Below are 18,299 nucleotides of genomic sequence, written 5' to 3'. Positions count from 1 at the left end.
CTCTTTCCAACCGCAAACAAGGGCTGCGCGCTGATGCGCCAGGAGTCCCGATGAACCTTCGACTCTCTTCCCTTCGGGCTATGTTTATTCATCAACGTGCAGGCCGGTTGGCGGCGGCCGCGGCTGCTTTGGCTTTCGCGGTGGCCGGCGTTGGCGCCGGCGCAGGTAACGCGCTGGCCGCGCCCGGCGACGCCGCGAGCGCGTCCGAGGGCGCGTCGGCTTCCGCGTCCACGTCATATGCCGCAGGCAGTCAGTACACGGTTCGGCCTGGGCAGTCGCTGAACGATGTGGCGATTGCCGTCACGCAATCGCACGACCGGGCGACGCTCGCGCGCGCCTCACGCGCGTTGTTCGATTCGAATCCGAACGCCTTCATGAGCCATGACCCGAGCCGGATGCGCATGGGTGCTCTGTTGACGGTGCCGGCGCTGGATGCCTCCGGGGCCTTGGCGGCTTCGTCGGCGAGTGCGGGGGCTGCGGCTGTTGCTGCATCCGCCCCTGCGCCTGCCTCCGCGTCGAACGTGGCAGCGGCGGTTGGTGCGGCGAGCGGGGGAGCGCAGGTCAATGCCGCGGCAGCGAGCGCGGCAAGCGCCGCGGCTCACGCTGCAGCGCCCGCAACACCCGCAGTGACGAGCGTTGTCAGCGCAGCGCCCCAGGCAACCCCCGCGACGCCGGGGGCGAGCGCGGTGTCGGCGGGTGGCGCAGCCGTGACGGGCGCGGTTTCGTCCGCGCCGCTAGCGGGTTCGCAGGCGGCCGCTTCGGCCACCCTGCCGGCCAGCGGCGCAAATGTCTGGTCCGGGTCGATCCAGCCTTCCGCCAGCGAGCCAGCCGAAGGAGCATCGGCGCCTGGCGCAACGGCTGCTCCAGCCACGGTCGCTCAGCCGGCGTCGCAAGCGCATGCCCAGGTATCGAGCTTGCAGCAATTGCTTGCGCTGAAAAACCGTGTGCTGATGGAGTTGCAGAAGCACGGCATCGGCGGTTCGACGACAGCGACGGGCACCGCCTCGACCGGCGCGCAGCCGTCGATGGGGGCATCGTCCGCGGCGGTCGTGGCCGGTCATAGCGGTGCGGCGAATTCCACGTCGAACGAACCCGCGATGTCGCAAACGAATTTGAGCGTGGCGGCGGCGGTTGGCGCAGCGTTGGTCGCATTGCTGGCGGCTCTGCGTCTGCGTCGCCGTAAGCGCGAGGGGATTGCGTCGGCTGAAGCTACGCGTGCAGACGATAACGTGACGGCGTCAGCGCGAGCGGCGGGCGCGCAGGAGATCGCTTCGACGCGTGAACAGCTTCCCGTGAGCGAATCGGCAGACGTGAGCGACGACGTAGCGATGCAGCGCGCGGCGGCACTGGTGGAAGCAGAGCGTGAGGCCGCAGAAGGCGAGGCGGCGGCGCGGGAAGCCGCAGAACGTGCCGCGGCGGAACGTGAAGCGGAACAGCGACAAGCAGCAGCGCGGGAGCGTGAGGCAGCGGAGCGTGCGGAGGCAGAACGCGAGGCGGCAGAACATGCAGCGGAGCTAGCAGCAGAACGTGCGACAGCAGACGGTGCGACAGCAGAACGCGAAGCAGCGGCCCTCCAACCCGAAACGACCAGCGCCCCCTTCCCGGCGCAAGAGCCCGCCGCGTCCGAGCACCCCTGGCAAGAGCGCCAGTCGACGCCCGCGCCCTTCGAACCAGCGCAACCGACCCCCGACGTCTCGCCAGCCGCTCACGGCGGCTTTACGTCCGAACCCATTCCGCCGGCCAATCACGAAAACTTCGACGGCGCGACCACAGCCGCAAGCATTGCCGCCGCCGCCGAACTCGGCGCCGAAGCGTTGCCGATGACGCCGCTCGAGCCGGTCAGCGAGGTCCTGCATCAAGAGGAGCTGCCACCCCGCCGTCTGCAATGGGACGACGAGCCAGCTGCGCCGCTCACGAAGCCGCACGACGATCTGAACGTGCCGCAACCGGCAGTCGATTTTACGCAGCAGTACGTCGAGCCGCACACGACTTCGCCGTTCGGCCAGCCGGACAGCGACGCGTCGACGCATCCGGCGCCCGCAGCGCCGTTCTCGTCACAGGACACATCGCCAGCGAGCGCACCACACTTCGAGCAGGCTCCCGCCGCGCAAGCTCAGCCCGCGCCGGCGGTGCCGACCGAATTTCCCCGCGATGCCGTCGATGCGTTCAGCAGTCTCGACATGCCATTGCCGCCGCGCGTCGAATCGAGCGATGCCGCCGCGATCGCGCCCGCATCGCTCGCGACGCAGCCGGTTGCGTCCCCGGAGACTGCCGCGCACCAGGCAGTTGCGCCTCACGATGCGGACGACGATGCCCCGCATATCGCCAATGAAATCGCCTCTGGCACGGCAGGCCACGCGGCGGTTGCGGGCCTCGGCGCGGCTGGCTTCGGCGCGCTGAACCTGGACTTCGACCTCGAGTTGCCGCCGAGCCCCGCTCAGCCGCTACCGGCTTTCACGCAGGCCGATCTCAAGCGCATCGCCCGCAACAAGCTCGATCTGGCCGCCGAATACATCGACCTCGGCGACTTGTCCGGTGCGCGCGCGCTCATCAACGAAGTGATCGAAGCGAACGATCCGGCCACGCGCATCGAAGCCCGCACGTTGCTCTCGACGCTCGCACCGTTGTCGTGAAGAAGCGTATCGCTTTAGGCGTCCAGTACGACGGCTCGGCATTCTGCGGTTGGCAGTCGCAGCCGCACGGCAAGACGGTGCAGGACGAACTCGAACGGGCGCTTCGCGAGTTCGCGCAGACGACGGTGCAAACGGTCGTCGCGGGTCGTACGGATACGGGCGTGCACGGTCTCGGCCAGGTCGTGCATTTCGATACCGAACTCGATCGCGCGGATTTTTCATGGGTTCGCGGCACCAACGCGTTTCTGCCGCACACCATCTCCGTGCAGTGGGCGAAGCCGATGCCCGACGAGTTCCACGCGCGTTTCTCGGCGTTCGAGCGGACTTATCATTACGTGCTGTACGTGAACCCGGTGCGCTCGCCGATGCTGGCCACGCGGGCCGGTTGGGTGCACATGCCGCTCGACGTCGACGCGATGCGTGCCGCCGCTGTCTTCCTGATCGGCGAACACGATTTTTCTGCGTTCCGTTCGTCGCAATGTCAGGCGAAAACGCCGGTCAAGCATCTGTATCAGATCGACTTGCGGCAACAGGGCGACTTCATCCATTTCCGCTTTCGAGCGAACGCGTTTCTGCATCACATGGTGCGCAACCTGATGGGATGCCTCGTTGCTGTCGGCCGCGGACGCCATCCGGTCGAATGGATAGCAGAAGTTCTCGCCAGCGGCGATCGTGATTGCGCCGCGCCGACCTTCATGCCGGACGGCCTGTACCTGGCGCAGGTGGGCTATCCTGAGCAATTCGCCGTGCCCGCGCCGCAGACCGGCAGCGTGCCGTGGAGTACCGTATGGAGCGAGCAACCGGAATCATGAATTCAACCGAAAACCTGGCGGCCGAAGCCCAAGCCGGCGAACCGCGTCAAGCCGCGCCGCGCCGCACGCGTATCAAGCTCTGCGGCTTGTCGAAGCCTGAAGATGTAACGCACGCGATCGACCTCGGCGCTGACGCGATCGGCCTCGTGTTCTATCCCCCCAGTCCGCGCTCGGTCAGCGTGGCGCAGGCGGTCGAGCTGGTGCACGACGTGCCGCCGTTCGTATCGGTAGTCGGCTTGTTCGTCAACGCGACGCCGGACTGGGTCCGCGAAGTCGGAAGCAATGTCGGGCTTACGCTGCTGCAATTCCACGGCGACGAGACCGCGGAGCAGTGCGAATCGCTCGCCAGCTTTGCGGGTTTGCCTTGGTTGCGCGCGTTGCGCATCGCGGCGGATACTCAGCCCGCTGATTTGGTAAAATCGGCGCTTAACTATTCAGCAGCCAGCGGCCTTCTGTTCGACACCCATGTCGAAGGTTATGGCGGCGGCGGGAAGGTTTTCGATTGGTCACTTATTCCAGCAGAGCTCGCGCGTCGGGCCGTTTTGAGTGGTGGGTTGAACGCGCAAAACGTCAGTGACGCGATCCATCGCGTGCGCCCGTACGCGGTCGATGTCTCGAGCGGCATCGAGGTGCCGGGCGCCAAGGGCGTGAAGGATCACGCCCGGATGGCGGCGTTCGTACGCGCAGTGCGCGAAGCGGACGCCGAATGATTCTGGTGGCGCGGTTTTCTCGCATGAACTCCGCGCGCCACACTGAGAAGAGTGATCGTTATGTATAACTTGCCTGACGAAAGGGGCCACTTCGGCCAATATGGCGGCGTGTTCGTCGCCGAAACGCTGGTTCACGCGCTCGACGAGTTGCGTGCCGCGTACGAGAAATATCAGAAAGACCCGGAATTCGTCGCTGAATACGAGCGCGAGCTGAAGTACTTCGTTGGCCGTCCGTCGCCGATTTATCACGCGCAACGCTGGAGCGAACTGCTCGGTGGCGCGCAGGTTTTCCTGAAGCGCGAAGACCTGAATCACACCGGTGCTCACAAAGTCAATAACGTGATCGGCCAGGCGCTGCTTGCCAGGCGTATGGGCAAACCGCGCGTGATCGCGGAAACCGGCGCGGGCCAGCACGGCGTCGCAACGGCGACCATTGCGGCGCGTTTTGGCATGGAATGCGTCGTCTATATGGGCGCCGAAGACGTCCGCCGTCAGGCCGCCAACGTGTACCGGATGAAGCTGCTCGGCGCGACTGTCGTGCCGGTCGAGTCCGGTTCGCGGACGCTGAAGGATGCGCTCAACGAAGCGATGCGCGACTGGGTCACCAACGTCGAAAACACCTTCTACATTATCGGTACGGTCGCGGGACCGCATCCTTATCCGATGATGGTGCGCGACTTCCAGCGCGTGATCGGCGATGAGTGCAAGGTGCAGATGCCGGAACTGGTCGGCCGCCAGCCGGACGCCGTAATCGCGTGCGTTGGCGGTGGATCGAATGCGATGGGCATCTTTTACCCGTACATTGACGACACATCGGTGCAATTGATCGGCGTCGAAGCAGCGGGTGACGGACTGGAAACTGGCCGTCACGCGGCGTCGCTGATCGGCGGAAGCCCGGGTGTGCTGCACGGCAATCGAACCTATCTCCTGCAAGACGAGAACGGCCAGATCATCGAGACACATTCGGTGTCGGCAGGCCTCGACTACCCAGGCGTCGGCCCCGAACATGCGTGGCTAAAAGACAGTAAGCGCGCGCAATATGTCGGCATCACCGACGAAGAAGCGCTTAAAGCTTTCCACGATTGCTGTCGCATCGAAGGCATCATTCCGGCACTGGAATCCAGCCATGCGCTGGCCTACGCCGCGAAACTCGCGCCCACGCTGCCGAAGGACAAGTACCTTCTGGTCAATCTGTCGGGCCGCGGCGACAAGGACATGCACACGGTCGCTGAGCGATCGGGTATCCAGTTCTGAGCGCCGCGACGATGCGCGACGAGTTCGACGAGCCCCAGCCCGCGGTTGAAACCAACCCGGCCGTCGGCATCATGGCGGCCGAGGTGCCTGCATCTTTGTTGCCGCAGGTGCCTGCCGGCATCCAGCTGTTGAACCGCGATTTTCTGACCGATGTGGCGAACATCCCCGACGGGTCGATCGACCTGATCCTTTGCGATCCGCCTTACGGGCTCGGCAAGGATTATGGCAATGACTCCGACATGCGTTCAGGCGACGATTTTCTCGCCTGGACGCGCAGTTGGCTCGAGCTGGCCATTCCGAAGCTCAAGCCATCTGGTTCGCTGTATATCTTCTGCACGTGGCAGTACGCGCCGGAAATCTTCTGTTTCCTGAAGACGAAGCTCACGATGATCAACGAAATCATCTGGGACCGGCGCGTGCCGAGCATGGGCGGAACGGTGCGCCGCTTCACATCGGTGCACGACAACATCGGTTTTTTCGCGGTGTCGAAGGATTATTACTTCGATCTCGATCCCGTCCGCATCCCGTACGATGCTGTCACGAAGAAGGCGCGTTCGCGTAAGTTGTTCGAAGGAAGCAAGTGGCTGGAGCTTGGCTATAATCCGAAGGATGTCTGGTCGGTGTCGCGACTGCATCGGCAACACGCCGAACGCGTCGATCATCCGACCCAGAAGCCTCTGGAAATTGTCGAGCGTATGGTGCTGGCAAGTTGTCCGAAGGGCGGGCGCGTGCTCGATCCCTTCATGGGCAGCGGCACCACCGCAGTCGCTTGCGCCCGTCAGCAGCGCGAATTCGTCGGCTATGAGATCAATGAAAGTTACTGCGCGATAGCGCGCGAACGCGTCAGCGCGGCCGCGGCGGCTTCCGCTGTTACCCGGCCGGTTGCAGCCGAAACTGAACGGCAAACCGAGGCGCAATAAGCGCGCAGTAACCCAAATCCGAGAATATTCCATGTCCCGTATCAAGAACACGTTTGCTGAGCTGTCCGCACAAGGTAAGAAAGGGCTGATTCCGTTCATGACGGCCGGCGACCCGGACCCGGCTCGCACGGTCGAATTCATGCATGCGCTCGCCGCCGGTGGCGCGGACGTGATCGAACTTGGCGTGCCGTTTTCCGACCCGATGGCCGACGGTCCCGTGATCCAGCAATCGTCCGAGCGCGCTCTGGCGCACGGCGTATCGCTGCGCCACGTCATCGCCGACGTCAAGCGCTTCCGCGAAACCAACGACAAGACGCCGGTCGTGTTGATGGGCTACGCCAATCCGATCGAGCGCATGGGCACCGAAGAGTTTGCCAGGGCCGCGAAGGAAGCGGGCGTAGACGGCGTGCTGGTGGTCGATTACCCGCCTGAAGAGTGCGCTGATTTCGCGGAACAGATGCGATCCGCCGGCATCGATCCGATATTTTTGCTTGCGCCCACCTCAACGGACGAGCGCATCGCGGAAGTCGGCAAAATCGCCAGCGGCTACGTCTATTATGTGTCGCTCAAAGGGGTCACCGGAGCGGCAAATCTGGACGTTTCCAGCATCGCGAGTAAAATCCCGGCCATCAAGTCGCGCGTACCCCTGCCGGTGGGCGTCGGTTTCGGTATCCGCGACGCGCAAACGGCGCGTGCGGTGGCCGAGGTTTCCGATGCCGTCGTGATCGGCAGCCGTATCGTGCAATTGCTCGAACAAGCCGCGCCTGACACCGCTGCCGAGACGCTCACGCGTTTCGTCGCCGAAGTGCGTGAGGCGCTGGACAGCGTTGCGACTGCCCGATAACAGTTATTTTTGTCTTCTGTAGTGTGAGCGGCGGGTTTGTCCCGCCGTTTGCGCAACCGTTGACCCCAGAAGGATTCAATATGAGCTGGCTCGATAAGCTGCTGCCGCCGAAAATCAAGCAAACCGATCCGAAGAACCGCAAGGGGATTCCGGAAGGCTTGTGGATCAAGTGCCCGTCGTGCGAAGCGGTGCTGTACCGCAACGACGTCGAGGCCAATCTGCATGTTTGCCCGAAATGTGACCATCACATGCGCATCGGCGCGCGTGAGCGGCTCGACGGCCTGCTCGATCCGGAAGGCCGCTATGAAATCGGCCAGGAAATCGTGCCGGTCGACGCGCTCAAGTTCAAAGACAGCCGCAAATACCCGGATCGCCTGAAAGAGGCGATGGACGACACCGACGAAACCGACGCAATGGTCGTGATGGGCGGCGCAATCCACACGCTGCCCGTAGTGGTCGCGTGCTTCGAGTTCTCGTTTATGGGCGGCTCGATGGGTTCGGTCGTCGGCGAGCGTTTTGCGCGCGGCGCACAGAACGCGCTGGAACAGCAAGTGCCGTTCATCTGCTTCACCGCTTCGGGCGGCGCGCGGATGCAGGAGAGCTTGCTGTCGCTGATGCAAATGGCCAAGACCACGGCGATGCTGACCAGGCTGGCCGAAGCCAGGCTGCCGTTCATCTCGGTACTGACCGACCCGACCATGGGCGGCGTCTCGGCGAGTTTCGCCTTCCTCGGCGACGTGGTGATCGCGGAACCGAAGGCGCTGATCGGCTTTGCCGGCCCGCGCGTGATCGAACAAACCGTGCGCGAGAAACTGCCGGAAGGCTTCCAGCGCGCCGAGTTCCTGCTGACGAAGGGCGCGATCGATATGATCGTCGATCGTCGCAAGCTGCGTGAAGAACTCGCGCAACTGATGGCGCTGCTGAGCCGCCAGCCGGCTGACGCCGTCGCGTAAGCGATAAGCGAAGCGGCTGTATCGATTCGCCAAAGCATGAATCAGCGCCGTGCCGCCGAAGCGCGGCGTTAGTACGAAAAGCAGTCAAAAAATAGCGCGCCGCGAGAGTCATCAAGCGGCGCGCTGTCATTTCCGGGATAATCACGGTCTCGTGACGCCGCGACGGCTGCCCGCATTTCTACTTGTAGTTTTCGATGACCACATTCCCCACTCTCGACGCGTGGCTCACGCACCTTGAATCCGCGCATCCGGTCGGCATCGACATGGGTTTGGCTCGCATCTCCAAGGTACGCGACGCGATGCAGTTGTCGTTCGCGTGTCCGGTCATCACGGTCGGCGGCACGAACGGCAAGGGTTCGACCTGCGCGATCCTCGAATCGATTTTGCTGCGCGCCGGCTTTACGGTCGGCTGCCATACGTCACCGCATCTGTTGTCGTTCAACGAGCGCGCGCGCGTGAATGGCGAAACCGCGAGCGATGCCGATCTGCTGCCGCACTTCGAAGCAGTTGAAGCCGCGCGCCTGAGCCTCGCTGAACCGGTCACGCTGACGTATTTCGAATTTACGACGCTGGCGATCATGAGTCTGTTCGCTTCGCGCGGACTCGATGCGGCGATTTTCGAAGTGGGCCTCGGTGGCCGCCTGGACGCGGTCAACATCCTCGACACGGACTGCGCGATCATTACCAGCATCGATATCGATCACACCGATTATCTGGGCGACACGCGCGAGAAAATCGCCTTCGAAAAGGCCGGTATTTTCCGGGCGGGCAAACCGGCGATCTGTGCCGATCCGGTGCCGCCGCAAACGCTGATCGATTATGCCGAACAGATCGGCGCCGAACTGTGGCTATTCGGACGCGATTTCCGCTACGAAGGGCAGGCGGGCAGTGAGCGCCAGCAATGGAGCTATGTGGGCCCGACGATGCGCCGCTCGGCGCTCGCCTATCCGGCGCTGCGTGGCGCGAACCAGTTGATCAACACGTCGGCGGCGCTCGCCGCTCTCGAAGCGCTGCGCGACCGATTGCCGGTCTCGGCGCAGGACATTCGGCTCGGCCTTGCCAACGTCGAATTGCCGGGGCGCTTTCAGGTGCTGCCCGGCAAGCCGGCCGTCGTGCTCGATGTCGGCCACAATCCGCATGCCGCCGCGGTGCTTACGCAAAACCTCGGCAATATGGGCTTTTTCCCGTACACGTACGCCGTGTTCGGCGCGATGCGCGACAAGGACATTGCCGGCGTGTTGGCCCACCTGAAAGGTGAAATCGACCACTGGTGCGTGACCGATTTGCCGACTCCGCGTGCGGCTTCCGCCGAGGAGCTCGAAGCCGCATTGCGTGAGCAGGGCGTGAGCGACAGCGCCGATAGCAGTGTGACGCGCTACGCAACACCGGCAGAGGCTTTCCAAGACGCGCTAAAACGAGCGTCAGAGAATGATAGAATCGTGGTTTTCGGCAGTTTCTATACGGTAGCAGGCGTGATGGCCTACCGTAAATCGCAGCAACACTGAACGGGCGCCAGGCTCGAACCAAGCGATTCATGGGAATTTTCTCGTTCGGCAAGAAAGACGACACGCCCGCACGGCGTGGCGCAAATACCAATTCCACTCGTGCCGCCCGTGGCGAACGCGTGGAGCGGCGAACCCGCCGCACGGAGCGCGCCGTAGACGCCGATGCGATGCTGCTCGACCCCACGTTGCCTGAAAAGCAGCGTGCGCGGCGCCGGCTCGTTGGCGCAATCGCGTTGGTCGTGGCAGCGGTAGTCGTCCTGCCGATGGTGCTGGATTCGCATCCTAAGCCCGTCACCGACGACATATCCATCGACATCCCGAGCCGCCCCGCGCCGAAGGCCAGCAAGGCCGACGAAGATACGCAGGCCGGCGTAGCACCTGACAATCCGGCGCCCGACTCGGCACTCGCCGCTTCCGGCCTCGCACCGGCTGCACCGGCAACGGCCGCCACGCAAAGTCAGTCCGGCGCCGCCAAGCAGCAGAGCGCGGCAACGAGCGCAGCGAAGCCCGCTGCCAAGCCGCAAGCGCCGGCCGTCGCAGCCAACACGGCTCCCGCGGCGCCGACGCCGGCCAAACCGGCGAAACCGCAGACCGCACATAGCGCCGCGAACGTTCCGGCCCCGGGCGAGGACAGCACGAACAGCACCGCCGCCACCGCGGACGCCGATTCCGGCACGCCCGCGTCGCCGCCCGGCAGCCGCTTCGCCGTGCAGCTCGGCGTCTTCCCGGACGACACCAGCGCGCGCAATTGGGCAACCAAGTTGAAAGCGGCCGGCGTGCCCGCATATACCGAACGCCGGAAGCAGGCAGACGGCACGACCCGCACGCTGTTGCGCGCCGGCCCGTTCGCCGACCGTGCAGCGGCCAGCGCCGCAATTGCGAAGGTTCGCGAGGCTGGCTTGACGTCGGGCGCGAACAACGGCGCTGCTCAGTAAGCGAGCGATGTTCACCGCCTTCGACTACGCTGTAATGGCGGTGATCGGTTTGTCGGCTTTGCGCGGCACATGGCGTGGCTTTTTGTCTGAGATATTCGGGCTGATCGGCTGGATCGCGGCGTTTTTCATTGCTTGCCGCTTTGTCGGGGACGTCGTGCCGTTTATTCCTGCCACGTGGCCGGGCGGCGCGTTGACCCAATGGCTGCTGGCGTTCGCGCTGGTGGTGATCGGCGTGGTGGTGGTGGCGAGCGTGCTGAATGCGCTGCTGAGCCGCATCGTGCAGATATCGGGCTTGGGCGGCATAGACCGCTCGCTTGGTTTGATGTTCGGCCTCGTGCGCGGGGTCGTTCTGGTGCTGATTCTGGTCGCCCTGGCAGGCTTGACCGAACTGCCCCAACAGGAATTCTGGCGCAACGCCCTGCTTCGGCCCTATGCGGTCGACGGCGTGCACGCAATGAAACCGCTGCTTCCCGAGACGCTCGCTGCCTACGTCCGTGTGTGACGATCAGGCGGGTGATCAGAGGAAGCCCGCAGTACTCCGGCGCAATCCGGCTGCTTTTACGCTCCATCGCAGGCACCGGCCGCCGTTACGAATTTCGTACCTTTGAAGGACATGCCATGTGCGGCATCGTAGGTGTAGTTTCCCACTCTCCGGTCAATCAGCTGATCTATGACAGCCTGCTGCTTCTGCAGCACCGCGGTCAGGACGCCGCCGGCATCGCGACAGCGAACGGCAGCAATTTCCACATGCACAAGGCCAACGGCATGGTGCGCGACGTGTTCCGCACGCGCAACATGCGCAGCCTGCCTGGCAATACCGGCATCGGCCAGGTCCGTTACCCGACCGCCGGTTCGGCGTCGAGCGAAGAAGAAGCCCAGCCGTTCTACGTGAACGCGCCGTTCGGCATCATCCTCGCGCACAACGGCAACCTGACCAACTGGCAGCAGCTGAAAGATGAGATGTTCCGCATCGATCGCCGCCACATCAATACGAATTCCGATACCGAAGTGATGCTCAACGTGCTCGCGCACGAATTGCAGCTGTCCAGTTCGAGCCTGCAACTCGATCCGGCCGCACTGTTCAACGCCGTGTCGGGTGTGCATCGCCGGGTGCGGGGTTCGTACGCGATCGTTTCGTTGATCGCCGGCTATGGTCTGCTTGCTTTCCGCGACCCGTTCGGCATTCGTCCGTTGTGTCTCGGCAAGCAGGAAACGGCGGAAGGCGTCGAGTGGATCCTGGCGTCGGAATCGGTCGCGATCGAAGGTATCGGTTTCGAGTTCGTGCGCGATGTGGCGCCGGGCGAAGCGATTTTCATCGACCTTGACGGCAATCTGCACGCCCAGCAATGCGCGACGAATCCGAGCCTGAACCCGTGCATTTTCGAACTCGTGTACCTCGCGCGTCCGGACTCGGTGCTCGACGGCGTGCCGGTCTACAACGTGCGTCTGCGCATGGGCGACTATCTCGCCGAGAAGATCAAACGCGAATTGCCCGACGTCGCGATCGACGTTGTGATGCCGATTCCCGATTCGTCCCGTCCGGCTGCGATGCAGGTCGCCAAGAAGCTGGGCGTCGAGTATCGCGAAGGCTTCTTCAAGAACCGTTACGTGGGCCGGACCTTTATCATGCCGGGCCAGGCGATGCGCAAGAAGTCGGTGCGCCAGAAGCTGAACGCGATGGGCATCGAGTTCAAGGGCAAGAACGTGCTGATCGTCGACGATTCGATCGTGCGCGGCACCACCTCGCACGAAATCGTGCAGATGGCACGCGACGCGGGCGCGAACAAGGTGATCTTTGCCTCGGCGGCGCCGCCGGTGAAGTTCCCGAACGTCTACGGTATCGATATGCCGACACGCGGTGAACTCGTCGCCCACGGCCGTTCGGACGAAGAAGTCGCGCGCATGATCGGTGCCGACCATCTCGTTTATCAGGACGTCGACGCGTTGAAGCAGGCGGTGCGCGACATCAATCCGGCGCTGAAGGAATTCGAGGCTTCGTGCTTCGACGGCAACTACGTGACCGGCGATGTGACCACCGAGTACCTCGACCGCATCGAAACCGCGCGTCTCGCGCCGTCCTCGCAATCGGATCGCGACGCCGCGAGCGAAGCGATCGACGGCGGCCCGGCACGCTCGCAACTGCATTTGCAATTGTCGGTGGGTTGAGCGGTCCCGCAACCGGCGTGGCGTACTGCACGCCATGCCGCGAGCGTGTTAGCATGACGGCTTGCGTCGATTTGATCTCAGCTTGCGGACGCGGGGCAACCCGAAACAGCTAAAGCGAATGGTGGAAAAGCCGCAGTCATCCGCCTCCGCTCCAGCTTTCCCCCGCACATGAAGCCCGCTTATGCCGACGCAAAAGCGGGCTTTTTTGTTGCTGTCGTTTGGCGTTGCACGCTCGTCTCATGTGAGCCACGCCAGATGCAGCCATGGAACATTGGAAACCAGAACCAACATGGACGACTCCCTGAACTTCGATACGCTGGCAGTCCGCTCGGGCACAGTGCGCAGCGACTTCAACGAACATTCGGAAGCGATTTTCCTGACGTCGAGCTTCGTCTTCGCGAGTGCCGCGGACGCCGCCGAAAAATTCAAGAATTCCGAAGACAACTACACCTACTCGCGCTTCACGAACCCGACCGTCTCGATGTTCCAGGACCGTCTGGCGGCGCTCGAAGGCGGCGAAGCGTGCATGGCTACTGCCTCGGGGATGGCCGCGATCATGTCGGTGGTGATGTCGGCGTTGCAGGCTGGCGACCATCTGGTCAGCTCGCAAGCCTTGTTCGGTTCGACACTCGGCATGTTCTCGCAGATCTTCAGCAAGTTCGGCATTACGACGACCTTCGTCGATCCGACCGATCTGGACGCGTGGAAAAACGCCGTGCGCCCCGAGACGAAGATGTTCTTCCTCGAAACGCCGTCGAATCCGCTGACCGAAGTCGCGGATATCGAAGCAATCAGCAAGATCGCGAAGGCGGCCAATGCGCTGTTCGTGGTCGACAACTGTTTTTGTAGCCCGGCCTTGCAGCAGCCGTTGAAGCTCGGCGCGGACGTCGTGATGCATTCGGCCACCAAGTTCCTCGACGGCCAGGGGCGTGTGCTCGGCGGCGCGCTGGTCGGCTCGAAGCAGTTCATCATGGAAAAGGTGTTTCCGTTCGTGCGCAGCGCCGGGCCGACGCTGTCCGCGTTCAACGCGTGGGTGCTGCTCAAGGGTATGGAAACGCTGTCGCTGCGGGTCGAAAAGCAGTCGGCGAACGCACTCGAAATCGCGCGGTGGCTGGACACGCATCCGGCCGTGAATCGCGTGTTCTATCCGGGGCTCGAATCGCATCCGCAGCACGCGTTGGCGATGCGCCAGCAGAAGGCCGGCGGCGCGATTTTGTCGTTCGAACTGAAGGGCGATACGCCTGAGGCGATGCGCGCGAATGCCTGGCGCGTGATCGACAGTACGAAGATCTGCTCGATTACCGGCAACCTCGGCGATACGCGCACCACCATCACGCATCCGGCTACGACCACGCACGGCCGCGTGACGCCGGAAGCACGTGCGGCGGCTGGCATTAGCGAAGGGTTGATCCGTCTGGCTGTGGGGCTCGAAAACGCCGGCGATATTCGCGGCGATCTGGAGCGTGGTTTGGCGGGTTAATCCGCTTGACCACCTTTACCAGGAAGGGAAACGCGGGCCGCGAGGCGGCTCGCGTTGAAAACTCAGTGGCATTCAGTGGCGCAGCGCGCGCCATTGCCCAGGCGCCAGCCCGAAACGCCGCGTAAAAGCGTGCGTGTAAGCGCTCTGATCGCCGAAACCGATCTCGAACGCGATGTCGGTCAACGAACGGCGCGGATCGGCGAGCAGCGTAATCGACGTATCGAGCCGCAGCCGCTGCAAATAACGATGCGGCGTTTCGCCAAAGGCGTCGATAAAAAGCTGATGAAAGCGCCGCATGCCGAAGCCGCAATGCGCGGCGAGGTCGGCGACACGCAGCGGCTCCGATAAATGCGCGCGCAGCCAGCGGTCGATGCGCGCGAAGTCGAGCCCGGCGCCGGGCGCTTGTGCCCCAGCCGTCGTGCCTGCGTCAGCTACCAACGCTGCGCCTAAACGCGCCGCAGCGTCCCAATGAAAACGGCGGGTATCCAGATCGTCGCCTTGGGCGCCGCCTGTGGCATGCGCCGCAATCCGATGCACGAGTTGCGTGAGAGAGGCATCCACCGTCACCGCCCGGGCGCGGTCGAACAGACGTTCCGGCACGGCCAATGAGGCGGCCGGCAGATCCAGCACCAATTGCCGGTTCTCGCCGACGCCCGCGTAATCGTGCCGCGCGCCGGCTGGAATGAGCCACGCGGAACCGGCGTCGATCTGTTGCGCGACGCCGTCTACCGCCATCACCATCGCGCCGTCGAGCCCGAGCACGACCTGATGAAAGTCGTGCACGTCCGACGCTTCGATCGCGCCGTAACGGCGCAACGAAACGCTAGGCGCGGTGACGGCGGCGTGACCCATTGCGATGTCTAATTACAAGCAGCGAAAAACTTAGACGCCGAGCAATTCGACTTCGAACACGAGCGTCGCATTCGGCGGAATCACGCCGCCCGCGCCGCGCACGCCGTAGCCGAGTTGCGGCGGAATCGTCAGTTTGCGCGTGCCGCCGACCTTCATGCCCTGCACGCCTTCATCCCAACCCTTGATGACCATGCCGCCGCCCAGCACGAAGGCGAACGGGTCATTGCGGTCCTTGCTCGAGTCGAACTTCTGGCCATCGGTCAGCCAGCCGGTGTAGTGCACGCTGACGGTCTTGCCGGCAACCGCTTCGGCGCCAGTGCCTTCAACGATGTCTTCGTATTTCAAGCCGGATTCGGTAGTCACAGTCGACATGAGTCGCTCCTTAGGTCAAATCGTAAAAACCGACATTGTAGGCGCGTTGGCGATGCATCGCCGAGGATTGGCGCGTGGCATGGGGTTTGCGGCCACGTTGGCCGTCCGGCCAGGGTGGTTGCGCGGGGCAGCATGCCTATAATGGGGCTTCTTTTAACAATTCATATACCGCGTGAGAGGCCTTGATCGTGACAACCTCTTCCATCGGAGCCGGCGGCGGCCAGCCGGTTCGTCCCGGTTTCGCCGTATCCGAACGCACCGCGCGTCTGCGGGCGGAGACCGCGCTGTTCATGCGCGACCACGTGCTGTCGCTGGTGTCGCATGATCTGCGCGGTCCGCTGAATGCCATTCATAGCTGGGCGTACGTACTGGAACGCAAGCTCGATGCGAACGACCCCAACTCGCAGCGCGCCGTGACCGGCATTCGCAGTGGCGTGGACCAGCAAGTGAAGCTGCTCGAGACGATCGTCGACGCGACGCGCGCCGAAACCAAAACGCTGGCGCTCGCTTATGCGCCGTTTCCGCTACATCCTTTTCTCGACGAAACGGTTGAAGAAGTCCGCTCGGGATTGGCCCGCTCGCGCGGCGTCGAGATCGCAATCGACTCGCAACTGGCTACCGAGCAACTTAACGGCGACCGGGAACGCCTTGCCGCCGCCTTGTGGCTGATGCTCACCTTCGCCGTCGAAGCGAGCGTGGAGGGCGCGACCGTCACGCTGGCCGCACGCGCGGACGCCGCCACGTGGCACGCTACCGTCACCTTCAACGTGACAGCCGCCGCGCTGGACGATCCTGCGTTGCCGCATGTGCTTGAAGCGTTCGCTCGCAAACAGGCACGCGAACCGCGCGAAGCCAAACGGATCGCGTGGGTGTTCGCGCTGTGCAAGCGCGTCGCGGAGGCCCACGGCGGCAGTTTCGAGCAAAGCGACACACAAGACGCCGAAGCGGGCACGCTCGCGTTGCGTGTGCCGCTCAGCGCGACGGCAACTGCGTGAGCGCCGGACGTCGCGGCGTTTTCCTGGGCGCGATTAGCTTTCGCTGAGCTTTCGCCCTCTATACTGACAACTTTTGTTGCCGGAGCCTTCCGCTTTGATCCAGGTTGTCGCCCTTATTGGTGCGTTGTTTCTCGTTGCCCTCAACGGTTTTTTTGTCGCCGCCGAATTCGGTCTGGTCAAGCTGCGGCAGACGCGCGTGCAAAGCCTTGCCGCCCAGCACGGCATGCGCGGACGTCTGCTGGCGAAGGTGCATGGCCGGCTCGACGCGTATCTGTCGGCCTGTCAGCTCGGCATCACGCTGGCGTCGCTCGGGCTGGGCTGGATCGGAGAGCCCGCGTTTGCGCAACTGCTTACGCCGCTCTTCAGTTTGCTTGGCGTGGAGTCGGAGAAGCTGATCCACGGCATTTCGCTGTTCTTCGCGTTCTCGTGCATTTCGTTCCTGCATATCGTGGTCGGCGAACTGGCGCCGAAGTCGCTGGCAATTCGCGAAGCAGAGAAGGTTTCGCTGTGGGCCGCCACGCCGCTCTACGGTTTTTACTGGGCGATGTATCCGGCGATCTGGGTGCTCAATACCAGCGCCAACGCGGTGCTGCGGCTCGCGGGGCTCGCGGCGGATCACGGCCACGACTCGCACTATTCGACCGACGAACTCAAGCTGATCTTGCGCGGCCGCTATGCGAACGTAGCGACGGGACTTGGTTCGCCGGACGGCGCATACAGCCAGGACGAATGGAACACGATTGCGCATTCGCTGGATTTTTCGCGCATGACCGTGTCCGATCTGATGCGGCCGCCTTATGAAATGGTTGGCTTGCGGCGCGATTTGCCGTTGCGCGAGAACATGCAGGTGGTGGCGCGGCATCGCTTCAGCCGCTACCCGTTGTTCGAAGACGCTGCTGGCGAGCGTGTGGCCGGCATGATCCATTTGAAGGATTTGCTGCTGGCGCGTCATGCGGGCAGTACGCTCGACGATCTTTCCAAATACGTTCGGGCTGTGCAGTACGTCAAACCGGATATGCCCGCGCTTGAACTGTTTCGCCGCTTTCGGAAGGGCGCGCCGCATTTCGCGCTGGTCGGTCACAAGAACGCGAAGCCGATTGGTTTTCTGACGCTGGACAATCTGCTTGGCGCGCTGGTTGGGCAGATTCATGACGAATTCCGTCAAGGCGACGCTGATTGGTCCCGTATGGATGACGGGACGTTGATGGGCAAGGGTAGTTTGCCGGTGGTGTCGCTGGAACGTGCGTTGGGGATCGATATTGATGAGGGCAAGGCTGAATCGGTCGGTGGTCTCGTGATTCAAGCGCTCAATGATTTGCCCGCTGAGGGGCAGAGGGTTGAGTTTGATCGTTTTGACGTCGTCGTCAAGAAAATGAAGGGGCCTCGGATTGTGCTCGTGAGAGTTTATCCGAAGGTTTTTGATGATGAAGGAGGGTGATAGGGGGTTTTGCCTTTGGCGGCGGCATTCTTCTGTGTGCCTGCGGCGTTGGTCTTTGCTTTCTTTTTTTGCCTTCGCGGCGCTTTTTGGCTGTTTGCCTGCGGGGTTGGCCTTTCCTTGATTTCTTAGTGGTTTATTAGCGTCGCCCCTGTGCGGGGCAGGCACTTACTTTCTTTGCCGCCGCAAAGAAAGTAAGCAAAGAAAGCGGCTTCACCCCGCTAACTCTTAAGCGGGTCCCCTGGCTTGGAGGAGGTAGTGGAGCATCTGGAATCAGTGTTCTCGCACACTCCGCGCTGGTGACAAGGCAGTCATACTTCCGGCGGCGCTGCGCGCGCCGTGGCGGTACTTCCCAACACCGATAGCGGATATACGCTTCCGGCATCATTCCTCCCACTCCGCACTACGTGCGTCGCGGACCGGTCTGCATGGG

General features: G+C 63.2%; 16 protein-coding genes. 14 read left to right on the top strand and 2 right to left on the bottom strand.

Annotated features, from left to right (window positions below):
• Window positions 1–50 precede the first annotated feature (50 nt).
• The 12 genes from WN982_RS38240 to WN982_RS38185 all read left to right on the top strand — a co-directional run bounded on the left by WN982_RS38240 (window position 51) and on the right by WN982_RS38185 (window position 14,212).
• The gene (locus tag WN982_RS38240; RefSeq protein ID WP_341317146.1) at window positions 51–2,633 is read left to right on the top strand and encodes a FimV/HubP family polar landmark protein; all 2,583 of its coding nucleotides are present in this window, start codon (window positions 51–53) and stop codon (window positions 2,631–2,633) included.
• Window positions 2,630–3,445 (top strand): tRNA pseudouridine(38-40) synthase TruA, encoded by an 816-nt coding sequence (gene truA, locus WN982_RS38235; RefSeq protein ID WP_341317145.1) that lies wholly within the window; start codon window positions 2,630–2,632, stop codon window positions 3,443–3,445. The genes WN982_RS38240 and truA overlap by 4 nt, the downstream gene beginning before the upstream one ends.
• Window positions 3,442–4,155 carry a phosphoribosylanthranilate isomerase gene (locus tag WN982_RS38230; protein ID WP_341317144.1) on the top strand — a complete coding sequence of 238 codons (714 nt, stop codon included), beginning with the start codon at window positions 3,442–3,444 and terminating at the stop codon, window positions 4,153–4,155. Before truA ends, WN982_RS38230 begins: the two co-directional genes overlap by 4 nt.
• 60 nt (window positions 4,156–4,215) lie before the next feature.
• Window positions 4,216–5,409: a tryptophan synthase subunit beta gene (trpB, locus tag WN982_RS38225; RefSeq protein WP_341317143.1), complete on the top strand. Its 1,194-nt coding sequence runs from the start codon at window positions 4,216–4,218 to the stop codon at window positions 5,407–5,409.
• An 11-nt stretch (window positions 5,410–5,420) separates the two neighbouring features.
• Window positions 5,421–6,329, top strand: a complete 909-nt coding sequence (locus WN982_RS38220) for a site-specific DNA-methyltransferase (protein WP_341317142.1) — start codon at window positions 5,421–5,423, stop codon at window positions 6,327–6,329.
• A gap of 31 nt (window positions 6,330–6,360) precedes the next feature.
• Window positions 6,361–7,173 carry a tryptophan synthase subunit alpha gene (gene trpA / locus WN982_RS38215; RefSeq protein ID WP_341317141.1) on the top strand — a complete coding sequence of 271 codons (813 nt, stop codon included), beginning with the start codon at window positions 6,361–6,363 and terminating at the stop codon, window positions 7,171–7,173.
• A gap of 80 nt (window positions 7,174–7,253) precedes the next feature.
• Window positions 7,254–8,126: an acetyl-CoA carboxylase, carboxyltransferase subunit beta gene (gene accD, locus WN982_RS38210; protein WP_341317140.1), complete on the top strand. Its 873-nt coding sequence runs from the start codon at window positions 7,254–7,256 to the stop codon at window positions 8,124–8,126.
• Window positions 8,127–8,320: 194 nt separating this feature from the next.
• The gene (gene folC, locus WN982_RS38205) at window positions 8,321–9,631 is read left to right on the top strand and encodes a bifunctional tetrahydrofolate synthase/dihydrofolate synthase (RefSeq protein WP_341317139.1); all 1,311 of its coding nucleotides are present in this window, start codon (window positions 8,321–8,323) and stop codon (window positions 9,629–9,631) included.
• A gap of 29 nt (window positions 9,632–9,660) precedes the next feature.
• A complete protein-coding gene (locus WN982_RS38200; protein ID WP_341317138.1) occupies window positions 9,661–10,566 on the top strand; it encodes an SPOR domain-containing protein in 906 nt (301 codons plus the stop codon).
• A gap of 7 nt (window positions 10,567–10,573) precedes the next feature.
• Window positions 10,574–11,068, top strand: coding sequence for a CvpA family protein (locus WN982_RS38195; protein WP_341317137.1), 495 nt, complete (start codon window positions 10,574–10,576; stop codon window positions 11,066–11,068).
• 116 nt (window positions 11,069–11,184) lie between these two features.
• On the top strand, window positions 11,185–12,732 hold the full coding sequence (purF, locus tag WN982_RS38190; protein ID WP_341317136.1) for an amidophosphoribosyltransferase: 1,548 nt from the start codon (window positions 11,185–11,187) through the stop codon (window positions 12,730–12,732).
• A 289-nt stretch (window positions 12,733–13,021) separates the two neighbouring features.
• Window positions 13,022–14,212, top strand: coding sequence for an O-succinylhomoserine sulfhydrylase (locus WN982_RS38185; protein WP_341317135.1), 1,191 nt, complete (start codon window positions 13,022–13,024; stop codon window positions 14,210–14,212).
• 72 nt (window positions 14,213–14,284) lie between these two features.
• Here the strand turns inward: WN982_RS38185 and WN982_RS38180 are convergent, their stop codons facing one another.
• Complete coding sequence (locus WN982_RS38180; protein ID WP_341317134.1) at window positions 14,285–15,064, bottom strand: AraC family transcriptional regulator; 780 nt, start codon at window positions 15,062–15,064, stop codon at window positions 14,285–14,287.
• Window positions 15,065–15,094: 30 nt separating this feature from the next.
• Complete coding sequence (locus WN982_RS38175) at window positions 15,095–15,436, bottom strand: FKBP-type peptidyl-prolyl cis-trans isomerase (RefSeq protein ID WP_027803023.1); 342 nt, start codon at window positions 15,434–15,436, stop codon at window positions 15,095–15,097.
• 188 nt (window positions 15,437–15,624) lie between these two features.
• On the opposite strand from WN982_RS38175, the gene WN982_RS38170 reads away from it, so the two are divergent.
• Together WN982_RS38170 and WN982_RS38165 are read left to right on the top strand one after the other, a co-directional pair.
• The gene (locus WN982_RS38170; protein WP_341317133.1) at window positions 15,625–16,431 is read left to right on the top strand and encodes a HAMP domain-containing sensor histidine kinase; all 807 of its coding nucleotides are present in this window, start codon (window positions 15,625–15,627) and stop codon (window positions 16,429–16,431) included.
• A gap of 94 nt (window positions 16,432–16,525) precedes the next feature.
• A complete protein-coding gene (locus tag WN982_RS38165; RefSeq protein ID WP_341317132.1) occupies window positions 16,526–17,869 on the top strand; it encodes a hemolysin family protein in 1,344 nt (447 codons plus the stop codon).
• The last annotated feature ends 430 nt before the right edge of the window (window positions 17,870–18,299 follow it).

The sequence above is a fragment of the Paraburkholderia sp. IMGN_8 genome (assembly GCF_038050405.1).
Lineage (GTDB): Bacteria > Pseudomonadota > Gammaproteobacteria > Burkholderiales > Burkholderiaceae > Paraburkholderia.
Note: the sequence above shows the minus strand (reverse complement) of the source record. Positions and strands in the feature narration are given on the sequence as shown.